Source organism: Acinetobacter sp. YZS-X1-1 (assembly GCF_000804305.1).
Lineage (GTDB): Bacteria > Pseudomonadota > Gammaproteobacteria > Pseudomonadales > Moraxellaceae > Acinetobacter > Acinetobacter variabilis.
The window spans coordinates 35,071-59,661 of the sequence record NZ_JWHB01000014.1; the positions used below are offsets into that span (position 1 = coordinate 35,071).

Annotated in this window: 17 protein-coding genes, 1 tRNA gene and 2 pseudogenes; 12 read left to right on the forward strand and 8 right to left on the reverse strand. The window is 44.7% G+C overall.

What is annotated here, in order from left to right; all coding sequences use genetic code 11:
• Positions 1 to 195: 195 nt before the first annotated feature.
• Together RJ01_RS09100 and RJ01_RS09105 are read right to left on the reverse strand one after the other, a co-directional pair.
• Positions 196 to 1,365: an alanine racemase gene (locus RJ01_RS09100; RefSeq protein ID WP_034170832.1), complete on the reverse strand. Its 1,170-nt coding sequence runs from the start codon at positions 1,363 to 1,365 to the stop codon at positions 196 to 198.
• Positions 1,366 to 1,377: 12 nt separating this feature from the next.
• A pseudogene (locus tag RJ01_RS09105) lies at positions 1,378 to 2,537 on the reverse strand (D-arabinono-1,4-lactone oxidase).
• A 364-nt stretch (positions 2,538 to 2,901) separates the two neighbouring features.
• On the opposite strand from RJ01_RS09105, the gene RJ01_RS09110 reads away from it, so the two are divergent.
• The gene (locus RJ01_RS09110) at positions 2,902 to 4,545 is read left to right on the forward strand and encodes an acyl-CoA synthetase (protein ID WP_034170833.1); all 1,644 of its coding nucleotides are present in this window, start codon (positions 2,902 to 2,904) and stop codon (positions 4,543 to 4,545) included.
• A 278-nt stretch (positions 4,546 to 4,823) separates the two neighbouring features.
• Here the strand turns inward: RJ01_RS09110 and RJ01_RS09115 are convergent.
• Positions 4,824 to 4,910 (reverse strand) — tRNA-Leu (locus RJ01_RS09115).
• Between the two features lie 167 nt (positions 4,911 to 5,077).
• On the opposite strand from RJ01_RS09115, the gene queA reads away from it, so the two are divergent.
• The 8 genes and pseudogenes from queA (at position 5,078) to secF (ending at position 13,334) form a co-directional block, all read left to right on the forward strand.
• Complete coding sequence (queA, locus tag RJ01_RS09125; RefSeq protein WP_034170835.1) at positions 5,078 to 6,112, forward strand: tRNA preQ1(34) S-adenosylmethionine ribosyltransferase-isomerase QueA; 1,035 nt, start codon at positions 5,078 to 5,080, stop codon at positions 6,110 to 6,112.
• Positions 6,113 to 6,130: 18 nt separating this feature from the next.
• Positions 6,131 to 7,159 (forward strand): hypothetical protein, encoded by a 1,029-nt coding sequence (locus tag RJ01_RS09130; RefSeq protein WP_034170836.1) that lies wholly within the window; start codon positions 6,131 to 6,133, stop codon positions 7,157 to 7,159.
• Between the two features lie 25 nt (positions 7,160 to 7,184).
• Positions 7,185 to 7,754, forward strand: coding sequence for a LemA family protein (locus RJ01_RS09135; protein WP_034170837.1), 570 nt, complete (start codon positions 7,185 to 7,187; stop codon positions 7,752 to 7,754).
• Positions 7,755 to 7,864: 110 nt separating this feature from the next.
• Positions 7,865 to 8,718: pseudogene (locus tag RJ01_RS09140) on the forward strand (DUF4303 domain-containing protein).
• Positions 8,719 to 8,840: 122 nt separating this feature from the next.
• A complete protein-coding gene (gene tgt, locus RJ01_RS09145; protein WP_034170838.1) occupies positions 8,841 to 9,971 on the forward strand; it encodes a tRNA guanosine(34) transglycosylase Tgt in 1,131 nt (376 codons plus the stop codon).
• A 100-nt stretch (positions 9,972 to 10,071) separates the two neighbouring features.
• A complete protein-coding gene (yajC, locus tag RJ01_RS09150) occupies positions 10,072 to 10,401 on the forward strand; it encodes a preprotein translocase subunit YajC (RefSeq protein ID WP_004783613.1) in 330 nt (109 codons plus the stop codon).
• A gap of 52 nt (positions 10,402 to 10,453) precedes the next feature.
• Positions 10,454 to 12,352, forward strand: a complete 1,899-nt coding sequence (gene secD, locus RJ01_RS09155; protein ID WP_034170839.1) for a protein translocase subunit SecD — start codon at positions 10,454 to 10,456, stop codon at positions 12,350 to 12,352.
• A 7-nt stretch (positions 12,353 to 12,359) separates the two neighbouring features.
• The gene (gene secF / locus RJ01_RS09160; RefSeq protein ID WP_171248464.1) at positions 12,360 to 13,334 is read left to right on the forward strand and encodes a protein translocase subunit SecF; all 975 of its coding nucleotides are present in this window, start codon (positions 12,360 to 12,362) and stop codon (positions 13,332 to 13,334) included.
• A 60-nt stretch (positions 13,335 to 13,394) separates the two neighbouring features.
• Here the strand turns inward: secF and RJ01_RS09165 are convergent, their stop codons facing one another.
• The 5 genes from RJ01_RS09165 to cysM all read right to left on the reverse strand — a co-directional run bounded on the left by RJ01_RS09165 (position 13,395) and on the right by cysM (position 19,635).
• Positions 13,395 to 14,039 (reverse strand): hypothetical protein, encoded by a 645-nt coding sequence (locus RJ01_RS09165; RefSeq protein WP_034170841.1) that lies wholly within the window; start codon positions 14,037 to 14,039, stop codon positions 13,395 to 13,397.
• Positions 14,040 to 14,132: 93 nt separating this feature from the next.
• A complete protein-coding gene (locus tag RJ01_RS09170; RefSeq protein WP_034170842.1) occupies positions 14,133 to 16,442 on the reverse strand; it encodes a bifunctional (p)ppGpp synthetase/guanosine-3',5'-bis(diphosphate) 3'-pyrophosphohydrolase in 2,310 nt (769 codons plus the stop codon).
• 44 nt (positions 16,443 to 16,486) lie between these two features.
• On the reverse strand, positions 16,487 to 17,863 hold the full coding sequence (rlmD, locus tag RJ01_RS09175; protein WP_034170843.1) for a 23S rRNA (uracil(1939)-C(5))-methyltransferase RlmD: 1,377 nt from the start codon (positions 17,861 to 17,863) through the stop codon (positions 16,487 to 16,489).
• A 6-nt stretch (positions 17,864 to 17,869) separates the two neighbouring features.
• The gene (locus RJ01_RS09180; protein ID WP_034170844.1) at positions 17,870 to 18,688 is read right to left on the reverse strand and encodes a 3'-5' exonuclease; all 819 of its coding nucleotides are present in this window, start codon (positions 18,686 to 18,688) and stop codon (positions 17,870 to 17,872) included.
• Positions 18,689 to 18,705: 17 nt separating this feature from the next.
• Positions 18,706 to 19,635, reverse strand: coding sequence for a cysteine synthase CysM (gene cysM, locus RJ01_RS09185; protein ID WP_034170845.1), 930 nt, complete (start codon positions 19,633 to 19,635; stop codon positions 18,706 to 18,708).
• Positions 19,636 to 19,966: 331 nt separating this feature from the next.
• On the opposite strand from cysM, the gene RJ01_RS09190 reads away from it, so the two are divergent.
• From RJ01_RS09190 to RJ01_RS09200, 3 genes are all read left to right on the forward strand, one after another.
• Entirely contained in the window at positions 19,967 to 22,774 is a 2,808-nt protein-coding gene (locus tag RJ01_RS09190; protein ID WP_034170846.1) for an ATP-binding protein, read from the forward strand.
• 102 nt (positions 22,775 to 22,876) lie between these two features.
• Positions 22,877 to 23,665: a crotonase/enoyl-CoA hydratase family protein gene (locus RJ01_RS09195; protein WP_034170847.1), complete on the forward strand. Its 789-nt coding sequence runs from the start codon at positions 22,877 to 22,879 to the stop codon at positions 23,663 to 23,665.
• Positions 23,666 to 23,701: 36 nt separating this feature from the next.
• On the forward strand, positions 23,702 to 24,568 hold the full coding sequence (locus RJ01_RS09200; protein WP_034170848.1) for an NAD(P)-dependent oxidoreductase: 867 nt from the start codon (positions 23,702 to 23,704) through the stop codon (positions 24,566 to 24,568).
• The last annotated feature ends 23 nt before the right edge of the window (positions 24,569 to 24,591 follow it).

Consider the following 24,591-nt stretch of genomic DNA (forward strand, 5'->3'; position numbering starts at 1 on the left):
TGGAGCATGTCACCGCGAGATTATGATCGAGGGAGAACCTCAAAAGATAAAAACGGTGGATAAATAAAAAATCGCCTAGAATTTTACACGGCTTGAGCCAATGATTAAACCTTTTCCCTAATAAAAATAGGATTTATCACCAAAAAGTTCTTTTGAGCTGCAACGAGTTAAGATCATTATTCGCTCAAGAATTATTTATTCTCTAAAGGTTTGCCACGCTTCAAATTGCCTTTCAGCATAGACATACAAGTGAGAAAACTGGGGAATGATGGCTTCACTTTGGGTCGGCCTTAAAAACACATAATCATCAACTTTCAGTTCGCAAGATTTCGGTACCAGAACCATTTCCTGATTGCTACTGCGTCCATATAAAACATGCAGCTGGCTTTTTTCTGGAAAATAATAGTCAGCCTGCCAGTAGCCACCATAAACAAAAAGCGCTTTATGTTGATGCGGTAGATGATTCAGCATTTCCAGTCCGGGAATCTGGCTATAAGGCAGCACTTTTAAAATTGGTGTGGCGATCCACAAGGCACGTTTTAAAACTGAGAGATTGGCCAGATCAAAATCACTGGGTTTAAGTAGCATGGAACCAAAAGCTAGATCATTACAGACACTCTGCTGGCAATGCTGCATAAAGGTCGGACTGCCGCCATCATTAAAACATAGATTTTCATGCCATAAACCAGGAAATTGCTGTTGCAGCGTTAGCTTGAATTGTTGATAAATCTGCTGTGATTGCTGATAACTTTTTTCAGGTCTTTTGAGAATTTTTGACAGTTTGGCTACATGCGCATCGTAGCCCATTAATCCGGAAAATTTTAGATACAGAGGATGCTGCTGAATCAGCTTGAGTGGGGCTACAAACTGTTCCTGACTGCTTACTCCTCCACGATGTAGGCCTACATCAATTTCAATATTCACATTCAGGCAGAGATTCAGACTTTGCGCGAGTTGCAGATACTGCTCCAAGCGTGCTTGACTATCGATCAGCCATTGAATATTTACTTGAGGATTTAAGCCCTTTTGACTAAACAGGCTTTGATAAAAGCGCTGCGCTGCATGAACCGGCATTGGCTTACCGAGCAAAATGTCCGCTTGCTGAAATGCTCCGATAATTTCCCGAAGATGTGGCAGATGAAATACCATAAAACATTGGGTATTCAGCTTTTCACTAGCGAATTGAAGCAACTTAGTACTGGCTAGAGATTTCACCACCAGACGTGGCTTTAACTGCACAGGGAGCTTCGACTGCACAACATCCAGATTATGTTGATACTGAGCCAAATCCAGAATCAGTTGTGGTGTACCCGTACCCTGCTGTTTTAGGTCTTGAGTCAGTTGCTGAAAATAAGTTGGTCGCATCTTCTACTCCTGTTACTTAACCAGAAACAGTTTTTTTAAGTAGGGATTCAGCCATTTTTTTGCGGATCCAGCTGCTGACGTAGCGCCATAAATTCATCCCATCTTGGATATAAGTCGCGCAGTGATGCGGCATGCATGCTATGCAATTTTCCCCAATGTGGTCGCCCCTGATATTTCTGAAAAATTGGTTCCACTAGATTAAAAATGACGTGATAATCCTGCTTATAAAACTGATGGATAGAAATTGAAACTGAATCCCGCTGATAAAATGGACTGAGCCAAATGTCATCCGCTTTGACATAACGAAACTCGATCGGAAAGAGCATCGGCACACGATGCTGCCTTAAACAATGCAGCACTTCTTCCAGACACTGCAAGCCTAGTTCGACAGGAATCTGGTATTCCATTTCATTAAATCGGGTATTGCGCGGTGTAGGGAAAATCTGACTGGACCAATCCACAAAACAGGTCGGTTGGACAAAAACACCGAGCAGCTTTTGCAGATAAGGATTTTTAGACGGCAATAACCGTGTCAATTCAGAACATAACATCAGTAAACTGTCTTCTGATGGCCAGCTTTCTTTTCTCGGCTGAAGGACTTCATCCGTTTCATCTAGTATTTTCAGCATGACCTGATCAGCATGCAGGAAAGCCCAAAACTCAATATGCCGATGCTGATGTTTCCATTGATCGATATTGGAAAATATGTCTTTTAACGAACATAACCAGATCTGTTCTTTTAATTTATAACGCGGCCGATTTTGCAGGTTAATTTTAGTGAGTATTCCGAGACTGCCCAGTGCCACCCGCCCCGCCTGAAAAATTTCCGTATTTTGCTGCTTATTACATTGCAATAATTCGCCATCTGCGGTCAGTAATTCAAAGCCTTGAACGAAAGCAGATAGACACGGTAAATCAATTCCCGTGCCATGTGTACCGGTCGAGATTGCACCCGCCAGACTTTGCTGATCGATGTCACCTTGGTTGATCAAAGCCTGATTCAGAGGGGCTAGATATTCACCCAGCTCATATAGATGCGTACCTGCCTGTACAGTACATTGAGCTGTCGCTTCATTTGCATCTATCACGCCTTTGAAATGATCCAGACGAATCAATACCTCATCGGTTTTGGCTAGCGCACTGAATGAATATCCTGCACCCACCACACGAATCTGTGCATGTTACTTCACCAGATTTTGTAATTCATTAATTTCTTTAGGCTCAAAAATTTGAGGAGAACTGTATTGGCTTCCTGACCAGTTGCGCCATGTTGCATCCGCCTGTTGTATTTTCATTATTATTCCTTGGCTGAGGCTATTTTTAACACTCATTTAGAGTAAAATACCTAAAAAGGCAAATATGGGAACCCATAGGTTCAAAAAAATCAGTGTTTAAAAATAATTTTATTAATATTCAATTATTTAAATTTTTAAAATTATGCATTCGCACTCGACTAAAGCATAACTGCAAGACTTCCAAGAATTGCATATCTTTTTTAACAGGATATGAAAAATAAATATAGAACGGAGTTTTACAATGGTTAAGGCATACGATGAATTACCGCGCACCCCTGCCAATTTTGTAGCGCTGTCACCTTTACGCTATCTCGATCGCGCGGCTTATATCTACCCGAATCAAAGCGCGATCATTCATGGTAAGCGTCGTATTACCTGGCGTGAAAAATACAATCGTTGCCGTCAGTTTGCCCACCAACTCCAAAATTTAGGCATCGGTAAAAATGATACCGTTTCAGTTTTACTGCCAAACGTACCTGCAATGATTGAAGCACACTTTGCTGTGCCAATGGCGGGTGCGGTCCTGAATACTTTAAATACCCGTCTGGATGCCAAAACTTTGGCGTTCATGCTGGAACATGCTGAGACCAAAGTACTACTGGTCGATCCAGAATTTTCTGCAGTTGCAATAGAAGCTTTGGCATTGGTTCCACAGCAAGACATTTATGTGATTGACGTGGCTGATGAGGAATTTGAGGGTGAAGATACCCGTATCGGCCAGATTGAATATGAAGACTGGCTGGCTCAAGGCGATGCCAATTTTGAATGGCATTTACCGGATGATGAGTGGAATGCGATTAGCCTGAACTACACTTCTGGAACTACAGGCAATCCGAAAGGCGTGGTTTACCATCACCGTGGCGCCTATATTAATGCAGCAAGTAATATCATTGCCTGTGGCATGATGCCACGTGCCACTTACTTATGGACCTTACCGCTATTCCACTGTAATGGCTGGTGCTTTGCCTGGACCATGGCAGCCAATGGCGGAACCAACGTCTGTTTACGTAAAGTTGATCCGGAACTGATCTTTAAACTCATTGCTGAACATAAAGTGGATTATTTCTGCGGTGCGCCAATTGTACTATCGATGCTGATCAATACCCCTGAAGAGAAAAAGACCAAGTTTGATCATCGTGTCGAAGTGATGGTAGCCGGTGCTGCGCCTCCTGCTGCAATCATTGAGGGCATGCGCAATATCGGTATTAATGTGACTCATGTCTATGGTCTAACTGAGACCTACGGCCCTTCTGCGCTCTGTGCGTCTCAGGCAGGCTGGTCAGATCTGTCGATTCAGGAGCAGGCGCAATTGCATTCTCGTCAAGGTGTACCATATCCGCTGCAAGATGGCATGAAAGTACTTGATCCTGACACCATGCAGGAAGTGCCACATGATGGTCAGACCATGGGTGAAATCATGTTCCGTGGCAACATCGTCATGAAAGGTTATTTAAAGAATCCGGAAGCAACTGCAGAAGCCTTTGCTGGTGGCTGGTTCCATACTGGCGATCTGGCAGTATGCCAACCTGATGGTTATGCAAAAATTACCGACCGCTCTAAGGACGTGATTATTTCAGGTGGTGAAAACATTTCATCGCTGGAAGTGGAAGAAGTGCTCTATCAGCATCCTGCTATTCTCACGGCAGCCGTAGTGGCAAAACCAGATCCACGCTGGCAGGAAGTACCATGTGCCTTTGTCGAACTGAAAGCAGGACAAACTGCTACAGCAGAAGAGATTATCGAATTCTGCAAGCAACATCTGGCGCGTTTTAAAGTACCTAAAGATGTAGTGATTACCGAGATTCCAAAAACCTCAACCGGGAAATTACAGAAATTTATCCTGCGTGACTGGGCTAAAGAACGCTCTCAAGGTGAATTTTCTTAATTTATTAAGACCCTAGCATCCAGCCCTACTCCTCAAATTTCTTTTTTAATATTGAGAAAGAAAAATTTGGTGAATGGGGCTTTTTTTATTCAGAATAAAGACAATTTATTTATTTAAATAACTGAATTTAAAGTGCTGATTAAGGTACTTATTCTGAGGGATGCCTTACCAAATTAAAGATAAAGAATGCGATCAATCAAAGAAGTTTGCATCCACATGCTTATTTTTAGGCAATAAAAAACCCCAAGACTTAATATGCTTGGGGTTTTTCAGAATCTTGGTCCCGAGGGTCGGACTCGAACCGACACGTCATCTCTGACAGCGGATTTTGAGTCCGCCGCGTCTACCAATTTCACCACCTCGGGAGTGGATGACGGCTATATTACTCTGTTTCAAAAACTTGTCAACGCAGAAAAAACACATTTGCCTAATTTTAAAACAATTCTTATTTTTTTGTTTTATAATCGAGCAATTCCCGCCATAAAAAAGAAAAAAGTTTATACTAGCCGCAGTTTTTTTATCGTAAATTGTCATGCAACTTTCTGATTTTAGTTTCGATCTCCCTGATGAGCTGATTGCTCGCTATCCTCTTGAACAACGTAGTGCTTCTCGCCTGTTACACCTTGATGCACAAGGCCAATATCACGATCACCAGTTCACCGATATTCTGGATTTATTGAATGAAGGCGATTTACTGGTTCTGAACGATACCAAAGTGATGAAAGCGCGCCTGAAAGGTAAACGTGCCTCTGGTGGTGCAGTTGAAGTACTGGTTGAGCGTATGATGGATCAGTTCATTGCGCATTGTCATATCAAGGCCAGCAACACACCCAAAGCCGGTGCAGAATTATTTATCGGTCCAGATGAAGTCAAAGTCACTGTTCAAGGCCGTCATGAAAATCTGTTTATTGTCGAATTTTCTCAGCCGATTTTAGATGTTCTAGACAAATACGGCGCACTGCCAATTCCCCCCTATTTCAATCGTGAAGCAGAAGAAATTGATACGGTTCGATATCAGACTGTCTTTTATGATCCAACTAAACTGGCCAGTGTTGCTGCTCCTACCGCTTCGCTGCATTTTGATGAAGAGTTGCTGAAAAAACTGGAAGAAAAAGGCATTCAGAAAACCTTTGTGACCTTACATGTCGGTGCAGGTACATTCCTGCCGGTTCGTACCAATGATATCGAAAATCACATCATGCACAGCGAATGGTGTCAGGTTTCGGATGAATCTATGGAGCTGATCAAAGCCACCAAAGCGCGCGGTAATAAAGTGATTGCTGTGGGTACGACCGCAACCCGTGCGACTGAAAGTGCGGCTCAGGCCAATGATGGTGAACTGAAAGGCTGGATCGGTGATACTCAAATTTTCATCTATCCGGGTTATGAGTTCAAAGTGGTGGATCGTCTAATCACCAACTTCCATTTACCGGAATCTACCCTGCTCATGCTGGTTTCGGCTTTATCTAACCGCGAAAACATCCTGAATGCTTACAAGCACGCGGTTGAAAGCAAATACCGCTTCTTCAGTTATGGCGATGCCATGCTGATTGATCAAGCGCAATAATCAGCAGGAACCCTCCCGATGCCGATCAAGTCTGTGCAGCATTCCATTCATATTCGACGTAAGAAAAATGAAGTTGTGTTTCGCAATATCGCCCGGCTCTGGGATTTGGGTCGTCAGGCCAAAAGCCATCAGGAATTATTGGATGGCTTGCATCCATGGAACGGCCCAATTAGCTTAAAATTTGAAAATAATTTACCGCTTGCTCTGGCCGGAATCGGACTCTTTCTGATTGGCTGCATTTTTGTAGCGCCTGCTAATATCTGGATGCAAATCGGTGTTTTCTTTGGATGCCTACTGGTATTCTGGGCTTATATCAGCTATGAACATCGAAAGCCACTGGATGAAGTCATTCGCTATCTGGAAGATGAGGCGCTTGCCAAAAAATACCAGCTGGCTTTTCAGAAGCAGCCACAACATATTTCAATTCCGCTCAATCCCGTACACTTTATTAGCCATTTAAAACGTCTGTTCCCGGTATTTAATCAAGGCTCTCTGAGTAATGAAATTTCACGCTATGCCAGCACTGTCTGGGAAGATGAAGATGGTCAACAACATCAAGTTCTGGTCTTTCAATATCATTATGTGCATGAAGTTCAGGTACGCAATAAGGAAGGTCAACCGGTCAAACTAACCCAGGTACATAAAGACCTTTGGGGGGTATTTGTTTTTGATGTTCAGATTCAGGGGCTAGCCGTGACTACCTCCAGAAAGAAATTTCATTATCCTTATGCTTATCCTTGGCACAGCAGCGACATTCGCACCAACCAGAAATTAAATTTCTTTGGCAGCGATCCGATGCAAATGGCGAAACTGCTCACGCCTGGTTTTGTACTTCGACTGGCGGACTTTTTTGAGCAGCGTCAGGGCGATTTACTGTTTCATCCAGAAAGCCATATGCTCTGCTATCTGGGACCACATGATTTATTTCAGGTATCCAGTAAACACGATAAAATTACCGATATTTCCACATTGCGTGGCCATCTCAGAACGTTTAAATTAATAGAGTTGGAAAAGTTACATACTGATCTGACACAATTTTTAAAATAATTATTTTTTTCTGGGGATTACTTTTATGGGATTTTTTGTTTTTGTCATTATCCCGCTTTTGGTCATTATTGCCATTATCATGATTCGTAACAGCATTGTGCGCCATCATAACTCCACTATTCGTGCATGGTCCGATGTCGCCAGTTATGAACGGCAAAAACTAAAAATCCTGGATGGTCTGCAACCTCTGGTTGAGCAATATTCCAGTTTTGAAAAAGGAACTTTAGAGAAAGTCACTGAACTGCGCCAGAACATTATGAGCCTGAATATTCAGGATGCCGATATTGCCCAGTTACAACGGGTTGAAAACCTGAATAAAGAACTGATGCGCAGCCTGAATGTGGTGATTGAAAACTACCCTGAACTGAAAGCAAATGAAATTTACCTGAAAATGATGAATGAAATTGAAGAACAGAATGAAAATGTCGGTGCTGCGATTACCATCTACAACCGCAATGTCGAACTCTTCAATAACCAGATCCAGATTTTCCCGCACAATATTATCAATAACATGTTCCTCAAAAAGAAAGCTGTACGCCCTTTCCGTGACCAGACCGTGAGTCAGAACTTTGACTATCGTCCAAATTTCCACTGAGAAAAATCATTACATTTTATAGTTTTTGATTTGCAATCCATTGGCTTATGATGAAAGAGTGAGAGATAAAGCAATACACTTATAAAACCCAATAAAAAGAATAAAAAATCATGCTGGATTATTTAGAACACTTGCAACAGATGCTGGTCAAGGACTTTTATCAGCTGTATGACCGCTATCAGGATGATGAAATCTATGCCTGTACTCTGGTCTTTGATGAATTTTTACTGCTGGATGATCTGGCGATTTCCACAGAACGTAGCATTTTTCAGGACCCTGAAGATCCACAGCAATATCTGGCCGAACGCGATCGCTGGAATGTACGAAAATGGCACTATAAAAGCCAAAGCTCTTCACAATCTGAACTCGTGCCTTTTAAAACTTTGCTGGCAGAGTATTTTAAAACCCAGCATAGTTTTGGCCATCCTGTCTTAGCCCAGCAAAAACAACTTTCTGCTACTCACTTGGATTTATTGCTAGAAACTTTTAAGCAAGCCAAACATCGACTTTCTGAAGCTTATGGTCTGGATCTAGATTCGATTATTTTTTCCTCGGCGTTCCGGCCCAACCCGAACGTGAATGCCAATCGGCACTTGAACTCAATTCTGACAGTCGCTTATTGCGGGACTTTTTAGCTTCCAGACAGACCCTGTCTCAATCGACAGTCAATAAGCGTTTAAAACTTTCGCAAAGTGACAAAGACATCCTGATCGACCTGGAACAAATGCTCACGATAGAGCCTTATGACTATTTGCAAGTAGCGCAGGATGCCTATTTACTGACGCTGGAATCTTATTTTATCGACAGCAATATCTATATCCAAAAACTGATCCAGCATATTGCTGCCATGGCGGCTGAACCCGATGGTAGCTGTGCCTTGAGCCGGGAAGAAATCATGCAGCGTTTACAGCAGTTTTCTGCAAATTCACCTCTTTCACCTGATATTTCCCCTATTCATCGATAAATAAAATTACAGAGTGAATTCTCTACAATGCTGGCGTTTAAGGTCAGAATCAAGGAAAATAGCGCCCTTTAATTCGCATTAGTAATCAGCGAACTGTTTTTTCGCCTTGATTTGGAACTCTTATGAAGTTTGAAAAATTAGGTCAGTCGGGTCGTGCCCGTCGTGGTCGTTTAACGCTTGAACATGGCGTAGTAGAGACACCCGTCTTTATGCCAGTTGGTACTTATGGCACCGTCAAAGGCATGTTGCCACGTGATGTGGAAGGCATTAAAGCACAGATTATCCTCGGTAATACTTTCCACTTGTACCTGCGCCCGGGTCTTGAAGTCATCAAGCAGCATGGTGGCCTGCACGGTTTCATGAAATGGGATAAACCGATTCTAACTGACTCAGGTGGCTTCCAAGTCTTCAGTCTGGGTGCAATGCGCAAAATTGAAGAAAAAGGCGTGACCTTCCGCTCCCCGATTGATGGTTCAAAAGTTTTCCTTTCACCTGAAATTTCGATGGAAATTCAGCATACGCTGAACTCCGATATCGTGATGATTTTTGATGAATGTACGCCTTATCCAGCGACCCATGAAGAAGCGCAAAAATCTTTGCAGCTGTCTTTACGCTGGGCTGAGCGCTGCAAGAAACATCATCATGATGAACTCAACAATAAAAATGCCCTGTTCGGGATTATTCAGGGCGGGATGTATGAAGACCTGCGCGATGAATCCTTAAAAGGCCTGCTTGAGATTGACTTCGACGGTTATGCGATTGGCGGTCTGTCTGTTGGTGAGCCGAAAGAAGAGATGATCAAGGTGCTGGATTATCTTCCGAACAAAATGCCGGAAAATAAACCGCGCTACCTGATGGGTGTCGGCAAACCGGAAGATATCGTTGAAGGTATCCGCCGTGGTGTAGACATGTTCGACTGCGTCATGCCAACCCGAAATGCACGTAACGGTCATTATTTCGTGACCGATGGTCTGGTGCGTATCCGTAACAGCCAATATCGTCATGATCAAAGTCCACTTGATCTACATTGCGATTGCTATACCTGTCAGAACTTTACCCGCGCCTATCTGTTCCATTTAGAGAAATGTGGAGAAATGCTGGGTTCTATGCTCGGTACCATCCATAACCTGCGTTATTACCAGCGTTTTACCGAAGATATCCGCAACGCGCTGGATAACGGAACTTTTGATGAATTTGTTCAGGACTTTTACGCTCGTCGTGGCCTGGAAGTTCCACCTTGTCCACAAGATTAATCTTTCAGCATTTGCGCTGAGGAAAAAGACAGGGTAAATTGCAAGAATATGTCAATTTATTATCAAGTTGATCACCAGTTTTTTATTTTAGGAAAATGAAATGAGCCTATTTATTTCGACTGCTCACGCTGCAGGTGAAGCTGCACAACAACCGAGCTTGATGGCTAACCTTTTGATGATTGCGGTTTTTGTTGCAATCTTCTATTTCTTGATCTGGCGCCCTCAATCAAAACGTGCCAAAGAGCACCGTGCTCTGGTTGACAGCCTTGGCGTAGGCAGCGAAGTCGTTTTTGCAGGCGGCTTAATGGGCAAAATCACTAAAATTGAAGGTGATTTCGCAGTCGTTGAGTTGAGCCGCGGTGTAGAAGTCAAAGTTCAACGTGCGAGTGTGATCTCAGTTCTGCCTGAAGGCACTTTAAATAACATTTAATCAAAATTAGTCGTGCTCCCCGCACGACTTTTTCATTTTAAGAAGAAAACGAATGCGTTACCCAGCATGGAAATATGTGCTGATCCTGGTTGTCCTGGTGGTCAGTACTTTATATGCCCTGCCAAGTTTGTATCCAGATGAACCTGCTGTACAGATTTCGGGTGCCAAAGCCGGTACTCAGATTGACGCAGGCATCGTACAAAAAGCAGAGCAGATTTTAACAACTGAAAATATTGCAACTCACGACAATAGCTTTAGTAATAACGCTGCTTTATTACGTGTAGATTCAAGTGAATCACAGCTGAAAGCCAAAGAGGCTTTACGCCGTGGTTTAGGTGATGAATACGTCGTAGCACTTAACCTTGCTCCAACCACCCCAGAATGGCTACAGAAAATTGGTGCCAAACCAATGAAACTGGGTCTGGACTTACGTGGTGGTGTTCACTTCCTGCTCGAAGTGGATATGGACAAGGCGATTGCACAGCGCATGGACACCTCTGCAACTGACCTGCGTCGCCAGCTGCGTGATAACAACTTGAAATTCAACAGTCTGAATTTAAGCAATAACACCATTGTTGTGCAGTTTGCCAATAATGATGATCGTGCTGCTGTCATGGATTTTTTGCGCCGTAATGGCAATGAATTCAATCAGCAGGCAGTGGCGACTGAAACCGGTTCGACTTTACGCCTCAACTATACCGATACGCGTAAGCAGGAAATCGAATCTTATGCGGTGAACCAGAACTTAACCACTTTACGTAACCGTATTAACGAGTTAGGTGTGGCTGAAGCACTGGTACAAACCCAAGGCAGCAACCGTATTGTGGTTGAACTACCGGGTGTACAGGATACTGCTGAAGCAAAACGTGTCTTGGGTCGTACGGCGAACCTGGAATTCCGTCTAGTGTCTGATCTGAATGATCAATACATCGATCCTTATACTGGTCAATTAAGTGGTACAGCTCCAGCAGGTACTCAGGCATTTGCTTATAAATCTCTGGACAGTGGTCGTCAGTTATTGCTGAACCGTAACCGTATTTTGACCGGTGAACGTGTACAAAATGCATCTTCTGGCTTTAGTCAGGATACTGGCGGTGCTGAAGTTAATATTACTTTGGACAGCGCTGGCGGTAAATTGATGGCAGATGCCACACGTAATGCCGTAGGCAAACGTATGGCGGTACTGTTCATCGAGAACAAGCAAAAGATCAGCTACGTAGAAGACCCGGCAACAGGTGCACAAACTGAAGTGCGTACACCATATACCGAATCTGTGGTCATTAACGCTGCAACTATTCAGGCAGTATTGGGTTCTCAATTCCGTATTACCGGTCTGGACTCACCTCAGGAAGCTTCTGAGCTTGCCTTGATGTTACGTGCCGGTGCTCTGGCTGCGCCAATGTACTTTGTTGAAGAACGTGTGATTGGTCCAAGTCTGGGTCAGGAAAATATTGATAAAGGCGTATTGTCGACTCAAATCGGTTTCATCTTAGTTGCAATATGGATGGTAGTATTCTTCCGTCTATTCGGTGTCATTGCCAACTTCGCACTGGTCATTAACCTGGCAATGATTCTGACTGTCATGTCATGGATTGGTGCTTCCCTCACCCTGCCGGGTATTGCCGGTATCGTAATTACCATCGGTATGGCGGTCGATGCCAACGTATTGATCTGTGAGCGGATACGGGAAGAAATGAAATGGGGCGCCTCGCCGAAACAGGCAATTGTGGCCGGTTATGATCGGGCCTATAACACCATTTTCGATTCGAACTTAACTACCTTCTTGGTAGCGTTCATTCTGTTCGCAATTGGTACCGGTCCGATCAAAGGCTTTGCTGTCACCCTGATGATTGGTATTGTCTGCTCAATGTTTACGGCGATTACCGTAACCCGTGCGATCGTACAGATCATCTATGGCAAAAAACGTAACTTGAAAAAGTTGAGCATTTAGGAGATCGATGATGACTGAAAATACTCAACTGAATCAGAAACAATACGGTCGCCCTGAAGATGAACGTATCATTCCGTTTATGAAGATTGCATTGCCTGCAGCAGTGTTCTCTATCATCCTGACGGTTGCCAGCATCTTCTTTATTGCGACCAAAGGCTTGAACCTCGGTCTGGACTTTACCGGTGGTGTATCAGCAGAGCTGAACTATACCAATCCAGTAAAACCAGATGATGTGACTCAGGCACTCAGCAAAGCTGGCTTTGATGATGCGGTCGTGCAAACGCTGGGCTCGGAACGTGACCTGATGGTACGTATGCCGGTTCAGGAAGATATTGAAGCAGAAGACCTTACCAAAGCCGTTACTGCAGCAGTTCAGCTGCCAGGCAATGCGGCTCAGGTACCTAAGGTCGATGTAGTCGGTGGACAGGTCGGTAACGAGCTGTATGTGCGTTCTGCGGGTGCAGTTGCCCTTGCCCTCTTGTTGATGCTGGTCTATGTCACCATCCGCTTTGAGTTCAAACTGGCGATGGGTGCGGTACTGTCATTGTTCCACGATATCGTGGTGACGATTGGTATCTTTGCCATGATGCAGTGGCCGTTTGACCTTACTGTTTTGGCAGCCGTACTGGCGATCATCGGTTTCTCACTCAACGATAACATCGTGGTCTCTGACCGTATTCGTGAGAACTTCCGTAAGATCCGGGGTGCCGAACCTGTTGAAATTATCAATATTGCCTTGACTGAAACCTTACGCCGTACCATTCATACTTCTATGACTTTATTACTGGTTGTAGTGGCCATGATGATCATGGGCGGTGCTGGCCTGAAATGGTTCTCGATTGCGATGTTTGTAGGTGTCTTCGTCGGTACCTATTCTTCGATCTATATCGGTACAGCCTTCGCCCTGTGGCGCGGTCTGAATCGTCAGGACTTTATTGTTCAGGTGAAACCAGAGTTTGAAGACGAAAATCAGCTTCCATAAGCTGCCCGTTTTCAATTTCACTATTCAGCCCATCTTATGATGGGCTGAATTATTTCTATCTTAAGAAAATTGCTGCGGAGGCACGATGGCAATGACAGGATGGATTTTAGCTACATCAGATTTCTGGAAACTGACCTTGCGGCTTTCATCCAGACTTTGGATCTGATAGCTGTCTTGGCTTTCCGAAATCAGCTCCACAATGAGTTGCAGTCCATTAATTAAATAAAGACAAATCAAGCCAGATGGCTGTAAATCAGCTTGGTCATCACAGACCAACCACCAGCCTGCTTTTAGGCTCGGAAAATAATACTGTCCTGTGACCTGAATGGCATAATGCTGAGGTTCCAATTTCAACCAAGATACAAGATTTTCTGCCGAATCTATAACTTTCATTTTAAAGGCTTGCTGCTCAACAACCTGCATCTGGAACAAAGTCATTTTTACAGGATTCGGTGCTACTTCAATGACAGGTGCTTCAGCACGATCCAATATTAAACTTTCTAAGCCCAGTTGCTGTTCAAGTTCTCGTGCAGCCTTTTCTCCAATCTGGCGCTTACTGTTCAATAGCTGGGTAATATAGGCTGCAGACAGACCAAAATGCTCGCAAATCTCTTTGCCATTTTTAAACTGCTGGCTATCAATCAACTGATCAATCACTTTGGCCAGATTATTTCGTCTCAGTTCAAATATTTCCGTGGCACTCATGTCTATTATTTGCTCTTTTCCCTCTTAACCACACCTTATAACAAAAAAGCCCGCAATTGAATTGCGGGCTTTTATAAGCATGCCTAAAAAGAATCAGTTGCCTTGTACCAGACGGCGTGCACTGATAATTCCCGGCTGCTGTTCAAGACGGGCCAATAGTTTGGAAAGTTGAGCCAGACCTTTGACTTCGATCAACAGCTTCATATTGGCAATACCATCTGCTTCTGAAATGGTATTTACCTGACGGATATTGATCTGATCCGAGAAAATCACCTGAGTCAGATCTTTCAGCAAGCCACGACGGTCATAGGCTTCTACCACGATCTGTACACTTTGGCCACGAGTCGGCTGCATTTCCCAGTCGGCTTCTACTGCACGCTCCGGTTCTTGGCTGATCATACGTACATAATCCGGACAAGCTACCTTATGGATGCTTACACCGCGATTCAAGGTAATATATCCCGCAATCGATTCACCATGCACCGGCTGACAGCACTGGGCTACATGCAGTTCAACGTTATCCAGACCATCAATTAGAATACCATGTGCAGACAAGGTATGGCTGGCACGCGGATTCAAGGCTGGTTTCAGCACCAGTTCAGGCTCATCCTGATCCAGATGCATATGGCGATTGACCTGATTGATCAGAGCATGCAGGCTAATATCACCATTCACCAGACCAATCATAATATCTTCGCCACTCTTCACATTGAAATGGTTGCAATAATCACCCAAGTCGATTGATTTTGGATGAATTGCCAGACGTGCCAATTCTTTATTCAGAATTTCACGACCCACTTCCAGATTCTTACTGCGATCTTGCTGACGGAACCAATGACGTAACTTGTCACGGGCGCGTGCAGTCTTGATATAACCCAGCGAATTGACCAACCAGTCCCGATTTGGTTCACGGTCTTTCTTGGTCAGAATCTCGACCTGTTCCCCGGTTTTCAAGGCATAGGTTAAAGGCACATAGCGCTGGTTGACCCGAGCCGCATAGCATTTGTTGCCGACTTCTGTGTGCACGTGAAAGGCAAAGTCGAGTACGGTTGACCCCCGTGGCAACTCTTTAATATCACCATCACGGCTGAACACATAGATTTTTTCGAAGCCTTCAAAATCTTGAATGTGTTCAAAATTTTCAACTTCCTCTTCTTCATCTTTATGCGCACTGGCTTCATTGCGTTCTTGATAATGCTCAATCACTGCACGCAGGGAATGCAGACGATGATTAAAGGAAGTATCGGTATTTTTCGAACCTTCCTTATAGTTGAAGTGCGAGCATACGCCAAGCTCGGCCTCTTCATGCATCGTATAAGTACGAATCTGCACTTCAAGTGACTTGTTTTCCGCAATCACAGCTGTGTGTAAAGAGCGATAACCATTGGCTTTCGGATTAGTAATATAGTCATCAAACTGATGCGGGATATGTCGCCACAATTGATGTACGATCCCGAGCGTGTGATAACACTCAGGCACACTTTTCACCAATACACGCAGTGCACGGATGTCATACAGCTGGTCGAAGCTCAGGCTCTTGCTTTTCATTTTTCGATAGATCGAATAAATGTGCTTCACCCGGCCGTTAATTTCAGCTTCAATGCCGTGTTCTGCCAGCTCTTCACGCAATTTATCAATCACGAACTGAATATATTGTTCGCGTTCCAGACGCTTTTCATTCAGCAAAGAGGCGATTTCTTTATAGCGTTCCGGCGCCAGATAGCGGAAGGCTAGATCTTCGAGTTCCCATTTCAGCTGGGCAATCCCGAGACGATGCGCTAAAGGAGAATAAATGGTGAGAATTTCTCGTGCGACCCGTTCTTGCCGTTCACGTGAAGAATTAGCCAGCTCACGCAGTGCATAGGTACGTTCTGCCAGCTTGATTAACACGACGCGAACATCTTCCGTTACTGAAATCAGCATCTTGTAAATACCAGACAGATGTTCACGCTGGTTATTATTGAAGTGGTCTTCCAGGCGTTTATTTTTTTCAATCAGCTCAGACAGCTTACCCATCGACAGCGTGCCTTTGACCAGGCTATAGACCTGTTCACCGAATTTTTCCTGCACTTCTGCAAGTGGCATGACGCCTTCACGTACTGCGCGGTAAAGCATGGCAGCAGACAAGGTATCTTCATCGACATAGAGATGCGCGAGAATATCCGCCATTTCAATACCGGTATAGAAGGTATTAGAGCGATGCTGAACCGTACTTTGTAGCTCTTTTTCTAAGGTTAAACGGGCAACTTCTTCGAGCTGCTTCAGGGGAGCCCCGTCTAATATGCCACGAACCCGATCTAACCATTCAGTCAGATCCTGCTGTGCTTGTTCGGCATGTTCTACAGTCGCCTCCTGTGACAACTCATTGAGCCGCCCAGGCAGTTGCTCACGTACTGTGACCATACCCTTCTCCTACTTTTAGATACATCATCTCTTTGATCGTTTATTTAATTTTCTTTTTCGAACAAGGCAATCGACTCGACATGTCCGGTATGCGTAAACATATCCATCACACCGGCTTTGGTTAGCTGATAACCTTGTTGTACCAGTAGCCCTGCATCTCTTGCAAGCGTAGCGGGATTACATGACACATAAACGATTCTTTTGGCACCAAACTGAGGGATATAATGCATAACTTCTTCTGCTCCAGCACGTGGCGGGTCGATTAATAATGCATCAAATCCTTGATTTGCCCAAGACTGGTGCGAAAAATCTTTGGTTAAATCTTGTGAATAGAACGAAACTTGTGCAATACCATTATTGTTAGCATTTTCTGCACCGCGTTGCACCATTTCCTCACTCCCCTCAACCGCAACCACCCGACCAGATGCACCAACACAACGCGCTAGTGGCAAAGAAAAGTTTCCTAATCCACAAAACAGATCCAGAACGCGTTCGCCTTGCTGTAATTGAAGCAAATCACATGCCAAGCGAACCATCTGCGGATTGATCGTTGAATTGACCTGAGTGAAGTCCAATGGATTAAAACCGAATTCCACATCAAAGTCATCAAGACTATAGTGTAAGCGTGCTGCCTGTTCAGGCTCATCAATCCGCTTCAAATAATCTTGGCCTGCAGGCTGCAAATAAAGCTGCCAACCTTTCTCTAACGTAAATTGACGCAATCGGTTGACATCTGTTACCGATAATTCTGCGGTTTCACGAATGAGCAAAGCAATGTCATGATCACCCATAGCCAATTCTATATGACCAATATCTGCCTGACCATCGAGACTTTGGAGCAATTGTTTAAGACGTGTAACCGATCCAAACTCACGATCTAGAATCATGCAGCGGTCAATCGAGGTCAGCTTATTGGACTGGTTTTCACGAAAACCAACCACCAGCTTGTCTTTTTGAGGCAGATAACGTACCCCAATCCGGGCTTTACGACGGTAGTCTTCACGTTGTGAACGTAGCGGTGGCAACCATTCTTCAGGCTGGATCCCAGCAAAATGCTGCAAATGTGATTTCAGAACATTCTGCTTAAGTTCAATCTGCGCATCGGGATGGATATGCTGCATATTACAGCCACCGCATACGCCAAAATGTGGACAGACAGGTATAACCCTGATCTCGGAAGCCTCACTGATTAACTCAAGGCTATCCGCCTCTTCCAGTTTTTTGACTTCACGGGTAATGCGGGCACGAACGGTTTCACCTGGCAAGGCATAACGGATAAAGACTTTCTTGCCATGCTTTTCAAGCGGATGGTTCGGATGTGAACCATAGTGAGCGATGCCACGTCCTTCATGTGAGAGTGATTCAACCTGAAAAATATACTCGGATTGCGGTGCTGGACGTGGTTGTGCTCGACGTTTCATGAAAACCTAGGATGTGGAGATGGGAAAATCAAAACGGGTAAATTCAGTTCTTTGTGAGGTTTCACGCCAGACTGATAAAAAATCTGCATGTTGCGGCTGGGTATGCAGGTATTGAATCGTACTCTGCACCAGATGCTGATAATCAGGCAACATCAATTGGCCCTTTAGCAACAGCCAGCGAATATAGACCAACCAAGTATTGAGCACATCACCTTCGCAATAGCTGGTGAGTGCGTTCCATTGCTGGTTACGTACATATTCAGGTACATGATAGCCACCATCACCACGCTTGCCTGGATAACCCAATAAATGAGCAACATCATCCAGTTTCTGAAAATGACGGGCATGAAACATGGCCATGACATCCATCAAATCGACGTGACGCTGATGGTAACGATTCTGGTAGTTATTATAACGCTTTTGCGTATCGATTTCGCCCTGATCGAACAGACTTGGGGCAGATAAGCCATGATACATGGCCCGATAAAGAATAACCGGCAAGTCAAATTGTGAGCCATTCCAACTGACTAGCGTCGGATGACGCTTGTCAAAAATGGATAAGAATTTTTTTAAAATCTCTGCTTCGCTGTACTGTTCACGGCTGAAAGAAAACAGGCGCATGCCCTGTTCATCCATCCATAAACCGGAAATACAGACAATCTCATGCAGTGGCAGACGCTGAAAGTCCGAGCCTGATTCCTGACGGCGTAATTTGGTCAGGGCCTGATCCAGATCAGCCTCGGGCAGATCCAGACCAAACAGATGCGCGCCTGATTTAAGATCGGTTTGGGTTTCAATATCGAAAGTTAAAACAGGCAGGCGCATAAAAGATTTCTCAAAAATTATTTAGGGTCTTGTACAGAGAACAAGCCTGTAGACAGGTAACGGTCACCACGGTCACAGATAATACATACAATTACTGCATCCGGATTTTCTTCTGCGAGCTTGATGGATGCCCAAACTGCACCGCCAGAAGATGTACCGGCACTGATACCTTCTTTTTGTGCCAGTTTACGCATAGTACGTTCCGCTTCAATCTGTGGAATATCGATAATATGGTCGATACGACTACGATCGAAAATCGTTGGCAAATATTCTTGTGGCCAGCGACGGATACCGGCAATGCTAGAACCATCAGATGGTTGTAGGCCCACAATCTGAATATCCGGATTCATTTCTTTCAGATATTTAGATACGCCCATGATCGTACCTGTAGTACCCATTGAGCTGACAAAGTGCGTAATCTTGCCGCCAGTTTGCTGCCAGATTTCAGGACCTGTGGTCAGGTAATGTGCTTCGACATTGTCCGGGTTACCAAACTGGTTTAACACCAAACCTTTACCATCAGCCTGCATTTGCAAGGCCAGATCACGCGCACCTTCCATGCCCTGCTCTTTAGTCACTTCAATCAGTTCAGCGCCATAAGCACGCATCGCGTCCTTACGTTCCTGACTCATGTTATTCGGCATAATCAGCTGCATTTTGTAACCGCGCATGGCCGCAACCATCGCCAATGCAATCCCTGTATTTCCGCTGGTCGCCTCAATCAAGGTATCACCCGGTTTGATCTGTCCGCGCTTTTCCGCCTGCATGATCATGTTATACGCCGGACGGTCCTTGACCGAGCCTGCCGGATTATTTCCTTCGAGTTTTGCGAGTACTGTGGCTTGAGTGTGACTAGCCAGACGCTGCAAACGCACCAGTGGCGTTTTGCCTACATAATGGTCCAGTAAAAATTCGTCTGCTTGAAAATCAGGGGTGGTATTACTCATTATTTGCACCTATATCGAGGTGCGGCTATTGTATGAAAAAATGCATTTCCCTGCACCCATTTATAGCAGTGCTTTTGCATAAAACTGTATAAATCACGATCGGCATGGCCAATTCGTCCTGTTTTAGCTTGATAAAACTCTTTAATCATGACAGTGACTTAGCTCACCTCGCCTCCTGAAAGAATTTGCTCAAACACCCATAATGACTGTTCAGCGCAATGGTTCTTATTTTCTGCCTTAATCTGGAGCTTTATAAAAATAATGCTGAAATTTTAACAGTAGATTTAAAGCATGCTAATATGCAAAGCATAAGGAAAATACTGCTTGAATCATGTCAAATATCAACAAAAAGCTGTTTAAACGCCTACACTTAAATCATGCTTATGGACAGCTGATTGCACTGATTTTTGTACCCATTACTATTCTGGCCTGTGTCGGCGCTGCTCTGGTCATTTCAGAGACTTCCAATGCCGCTCGTGCCCAGCAAAAGCAGATGGCCATTGCGATTTTGACCCGTTTTCAGGCCACGTCTGAATATGCGCTGGACATTTTGAGCCTGTACCCATGGCAATATGAGCAGGCTCATGATGCCATGCAAAATATGCTGAATGAAAAGCATCTGGTTCGTGCGGCTATTCTGGATGAAAATGGCAAAAGTAAACTCGGCATTGGTTTTCAGGAACAGGCGCCTTGGCCTGACTTTAAAAAAGATGGCAATTTTGTTGGCCCGATCTTAGATAAAAACAATCATATTTATGCAGTCAAAGTAAATGAAAATGGCATGAATGCAGGCTGGCTGGCGATCGAACTGGACAATCAGCCCTTAGAAATTGCCCGCTACCGGGTCTTGATCGTTTTGATTGCGACCGGCTTATTGACCTTATTGCTCTTGTTGTTATGTCTGAATTTCTATTCACGTCGCTGGATTGCGCCGATGTATGAGATTCGCATGCAGCTGCAACGCCTGAATGCCGACACCCTAGATCAGCATATGGTGATTAACAGTACCGGTGAACTGCGTCTTTTGCAGCGTGATATTGCCAATGTGGTGAAACGTCTACATTTCAGTTTTCTGGAATTGCGCGAGCATACCGAACAGACCGAAGATGATTTGCGCCGTACTCTAGATACTTTAGAAGTTCAAAATATTACTTATCGTCAGGCACGTGACCAGGCGATTTCGGCCAACCAGGCCAAGTCGGTATTTCTGGCCAATATTTCCCATGAATTACGCACACCCTTAAACAGTATTGATGGTTTTATTCACCTGCTGCTGCGTCAAGGCAATCTTAGCAATGAGCAAAGCCTGTATTTGCAGACCATCCGCAAATCTTCTGCACATTTGCTGGCCCTGATCAATGATGTACTGGATTTCTCCAAGATTGATGCTGGCAAACTGGAACTGGAAACTGCACCTTTTGATCTGGAAGAAGCTATCTTTGATGTGATGGACATGCTCTCGCCACTGGCTGCACAGAAGCATATCGATATGGCGTTCTATTTTGCAGACAATGTACCGAAACATGTGATTGGTGATGTACTACGCTTTAAGCAGATTCTGACCAACCTGATTTCTAATGCGATCAAGTTTACTCCAGACGGCGAAATCATTGTTCGGGCACGCATGGAGCACGATGATATTGGGCAATGTCTGCTGCATTTCAGTGTTCAGGATAGCGGCATTGGCCTGAGCGGAACTGACCGTAAAAAACTGTTTGAATCCTTCTCGCAAGGCGATACCTCGGTCACCCGCCAATTCGGCGGTACAGGTTTAGGCCTGGCCATTTCCAAACAACTGGTCCACTTGATGCATGGTCAAATCGGATTTGAAGATAATCAGGAACGTGCTCCAACAGAAAAAGGCTCAACCTTCTGGTTTACCGCCCAATTCCCGGTGGATGAAGATATTATCCATGAGCACCCGGATTTCAGTGATCTGACGGTTGTGTCTTATCTCGCCCATCCGGCAACAGCGAATGTATTAAGACATTATCTGGAAAATTATCACGTTAAACATATTGAATCGACATCCATTCTGGATCTGTTTAGCCGTCTGAACCATTTACAAAATATCGAGAATACCTGGCTGATTGTTGACCATAGTGGTGATAGCCAAGCCTTACTGACAGAAATTCGTTCTCGCTATCAGGGACATCTGGCTGTGTATGGTTATCAAATGCAGCTTGATCCGAACATGCTGAATGATCATCGTGCCCGTGCTCTGCATCAGCCACTCAGTCGTAGTGCCCTGATTCAGCTACTCGGCAATCAACCCGTCTTTGATCAGGAACAGCATGAAGACTTTAATGGCCAGGGACTGCATATCCTTGCCGTTGATGACCATCTGCCGAACCTGATTGTTCTGGAGGCCTTGCTAGCCGAACTGAATGTCACCACAACCAAAGCCATTAACGGACAGGAAGCGATTGATATCATCCAGAGCCGTTATGAACAGGGTCTGCCATCTTTTGATCTGATATTTATGGATATCCAGATGCCAGTGATGTCCGGTATCGATACCACCCGTGCAATCCGTTCACTGGAATCAACTTTTGAAAATCATCAGCGTCTGCCGATTATTGCCCTGACAGCACATGCCCTTTCCGACGAGAAGCAAAAACTGTTACAAAATGGTATGGATGATTATGTCACCAAGCCTATTCAGATTGATCAGATCGTGCAGATCCTGACGCAGTGGACGACTGAAAGTTTTAAAAAGATTCCAGTGCTGGAACGTGCCAATGTCATTGATGCGCTGGATCCGAATATTCTGGATTGGCAACAAAGCTTGCAACTGGCAGCCAATAAAGAAGATCTGGCAGTCGATCTGCTTAGCATGCTGGTCGACAGTTTTGAAAAAGAGCTGGATGAAATTGAGCAATTAATTGAGCTGGAAGATTTTCCGCAGCTGGAACATGTTTTGCACCGTCTCTATGGGGCTACCCGTTATGTCGGCACACCGACTCTGCAAAAAGTTACCGGAAGTTTTGAGCAGTTTGTCTCGACCTTGCGTAAGGAACGCCGTAAGGCCGATGACAGTTTTGTTCAGGAAGTACTGAAATATCTGGATGAACTGAAAGCAGTGATTGAGCAGGTAGAACAGGCAGCTCAGCAAATTTTAAACAAGCATAGTGGTTAAAAAATTACTGTTTTACTTACTCATATCTGTATGACTGCACTGTCATGCAAGCACAGATTGCTCATGCTATGCTCGCTTACAGAAAAATTAAGGATGAATACCATGTCACTTGTACGCTTTGAAAAAAATAATGGAATTGCCACGGTTACTCTCAGCCGTCCAGATAAACGTAATGCCATGAGCTTTGCCCTGCTGCGTGAACTGGTGCAGATTGCGAACCGGATTAAAAAAGACAAGTCGGTGCGGTGTGTCATTTTAACCGGTGAAGCGCAGGTCTTTAGTGCCGGCATTGACTTGGCCGATTTAAATAATCCTAAAAATCGGGCCTATGCGGCCTGGGAACTGATTCGTCCTGGACAGAGCTTATTTCAGAAAGCTTTTCTGGTCTGGCAGGAACTGCCTGTACCCGTCATTGCAGCCATTGAAGGTTTCTGCTTTGGTGCAGGTATGCAACTTGCGTTGGCTGCGGATATCCGAATCGCCCATCCTGCGACCAAAATGTCAATTATGGAAACTCGTTGGGGTCTAGTACCAGATATGGGGCTAACGCGTTCTCTCAAAGGTCTGATCGGGATTGATTTGGCCAAAGAGCTGACTTTAACCGCACGTATTTTTGAAGGTGCCTATGCCAAAGAAATTGGTCTGATCACCCATGTCGATGAGCAGCCATTAGCAAAAGTACAGGCTTTGGCTGAAGAAATGTTACAACGCTCTCCAGATGCCTTGATGGCCTCTAAATTTGTGCTGGATGCGATGGAACATAAACCCAATAAGTCACTGCGTATGGAAAAAATCTGGCAGCTTAAACTGTTACTCGGTAAAAACAGCCAACTGGCACGCAAGAAGGATAAAAATCCAGACGTGCAGTTTGTACCACGTCAATATCGATAATTATGGCTGAAGCAAAATCAAAAGATGAGAGATAAGATGCAATTCGATCGTGATAGCAAAATTGCCTTTTTAGGTATGGGACTCATGGGTAGCCGCATGGCAACCCGACTGCTGAAAGCTGGTTTCCAAGTTGCAGTCTGGAACCGCACGGCCAGTGCCTGCGATCCATTGCTTGCACTGGGAGCCACTCCGCTATATCTAGATCAAATTGCAGATTATCCCGTTATTCTGACCTGTCTGGCAGATGATGCTGCGGTGCAATCGGTCTTTGAGCAGATTCAGCCCTATCTGGTGGCTGGTCAGATCATTGTCGATTTTTCCAGTCTTTCCGTACATCAAACTAAAACTCTGGCTAAACAAGCCCAAGCTAAACAAGCCACTTGGATTGACTCTCCTGTATCTGGCGGTACAGTCGGTGCAGAACAAGGCACGCTAGTGATCTTCGCTGGCGGTGATGCAGAAACTATTACCGCACTTGATCCAATCTATAAGGTGCTTTCACAACGTGTCACTCGCATGGGTGATACTGGAACCGGTCAGGCGACTAAAATCTGTAATCAGCTGATTGTGGCAGCGAATAGCACCTTGATAGCTGAGGCAGTGGCTTTGGCTGATCGTGCCGGTGTGGATACTGCCCTGCTTGCACTAGCATTAGCCGGTGGTTTTGCTGACTCCAAGCCTTTTCAAATTCTAGCCCCACGTATGGCCAGCCAGACGTTTGAACCCGTGCAATGGAAAGTGCAGACATTGTCTAAAGACCTGAACAATGCTGTGCAACTGGCAGCTACTTTATCTTTGGATATTCCTGTGGCCAGCCAAGCCCTGTCTCAACTCAAAACCCATCAGCAAGACGGATTTGCTGAAGCCGATCTAGCCACTATTATCAAGCACGTAGACCGCTAATATTACATTTCAATATTCTGACT